The sequence below is a fragment of the Schlesneria sp. genome, assembly GCF_036405755.1.
Lineage (GTDB): Bacteria > Planctomycetota > Planctomycetia > Planctomycetales > Planctomycetaceae > Schlesneria > Schlesneria sphaerica.
In genome coordinates this window covers 1-1,904 of record NZ_DASWWZ010000742.1, presented here as the reverse complement: position 1 = coordinate 1,904, position 1,904 = coordinate 1, and the positions used below count along the sequence as shown (strand labels likewise).

Sequence of the window (1,904 nt, the reverse complement as noted above, 5' to 3'; positions counted from 1 at the left end):
TGAAGACTTCCAGCAGATAACCATACCCTTTACCGCCGACATACTTCAGATGCTTCAGTGTGCAAATGTCTTCGGAAAGCAGAACCCGGTCACCAAACCCGGCCTTGATGAGTTCCGCAGCATTGTCGGCCCGAACGTACTCGGGCTGATAATCGAGGTAACCGATATTATCGATTTCGAGATAGACCCCTTTCTCGGCAATCGGCAGCAGATGATGCACGCCAATTCGATCACCCAGATGACCGATGATGACGCGTGAGAGATCCGCTCCGAACTCTTCCAGCATGGCGATCTGTTCCATCGCCAGCGTTCCCCAGCGGGTGGTATGCGTGGTGATTGCAACGCCGGTTCGCTGTTGAGCCAGTGCCGACGCCCGGAAGACACGCTCTTCGCCCGGCTTGATGAAATGCCGCCCGGTACCGATCTCACCAATAAAACCCGCCCGGATGCCCGTATCACCAACACCGACTTCGATCTCACGAACCAGCACGTCGGCCAGTTCACGACTGGTTAACTCTTCGACGATTTTCGGATAGCCGAACTCGCGATACCAGCCGCATCCCATCAGGATGTTCATCCCGACCCGTTTGGAAAGCCGGGCCAGCGCCTGCGGATTACGACCAATCTCGTCCAGCGTCACATCACAGATCGTCCGACCACCCCGGCTGAGAAATTCCTGCACTTCCCGAGCGATCAGGTCTTCGTCATCGATCACATATTCGTAACCGAAGTAATGATCCATGGCGTCGAGAAATAAGTGCTCGTGGGTTTGGGTAATTCCCATTTCCTCAGGTCGTATCGTCCCCAGGACGGTGATGACCTCACGCTCTTGCAGGTCGCTGTTCATGAAGCTCTCGCTGATCAGACGGGTGATGTTGCGGCGCGGTCTCAAACGCGAGCGGAGTATACAGTCGGTGCCATCAACCAGACTCGCGACTTTCGAGAGATGAGAATTCGACGTGGTCGAATTCTCATCTCTCGAATCCCGTCTGATCCCTCAACCCCGCCCTGTTACAATCTTGCTTCCGCCGGGCAGACAGGCGGTCGACGCATGCGAAGTGGATGTTTCTTTGATGCCTGGTTTGAGTAAGCTATGCCGCTGCTTTTGCATCTTTCGCCCCGTATCGCTCGCGGGAGGAAAGCCGATGGCGAGGGTCATCATGGCGCTGCGTCGACCTGGGCTGGGGAAGACAGGCCCGCCAGTGCGATCGAATTTTTCCGACAGTCCCTTCTTTATTATTGAATTCCCTGAATGGCTCGCACTTACCGATATAAGGATATGCAGCTCGCGCAGCTTCGGAGTTTTTGCCTGACTGCGCGCGAGCGAAATTTCACGCTCGCGGCCCGACAACTTGGTGTATCGGCATCGACCGTCTGGGAACAATTGCGGGCACTGGAACGGACGCTTGATTGTTCGCTGCTGCGGCGCGAAGGGCGTTCGATCGAGCTCACCCCCGAAGGCCATGTCCTGCTGGAAATCATCCAGCCGCACGTCGAAGCGATCGACTCACTCAAACGCCTGTTCGATGTGGGACGTGCCCAGCTTGCTCCCCACCTGTCGATTGCGTCGTCCCAGTACCTGCTGCGTTTCCACTTGCCAGAGCCCATTCAGGAATTTACGACGACGTTCCCAAACGTCCAGCTTCAGATCCAGCTCCCTTCTGCCCAGCATCTGGTCTCGGTCGTGGAACAACGAACGGCGGACATCGCCATCTGTGCCTTTGAACCGGAAGAACCGCGCAGCGATGTGCTGACATACGAGCCGATTCTGGAACTCCCGCTGCAATTACTGACATCGAAGAAGCACCCGCTGGCGCGCAAGAAGGTCGTCGAGTTAGCCGACCTGGCCCAGTACCCTGTCATTCTTCCGGCAGGAGGAGCAATCGCGCGGAAGCTGATCGATC

2 protein-coding genes are annotated in these 1,904 nt (G+C 56.6%); one reads left to right on the top strand and one right to left on the bottom strand.

Features of this window, described 5'->3' with window-relative positions; all coding sequences use genetic code 11:
- Nucleotides 1-847 (bottom strand): phosphotriesterase family protein (locus VGE80_RS24430; protein WP_440594468.1); only part of this gene is annotated, 847 nt, incomplete at its 3' end.
- A 405-nt stretch (nt 848-1,252) separates the two neighbouring features.
- Between VGE80_RS24430 and VGE80_RS24425 the strand changes: the two genes are divergently transcribed.
- On the top strand, nt 1,253-1,904 hold a 652-nt coding region (locus tag VGE80_RS24425), incomplete at its 3' end, for a LysR family transcriptional regulator (protein ID WP_440594467.1).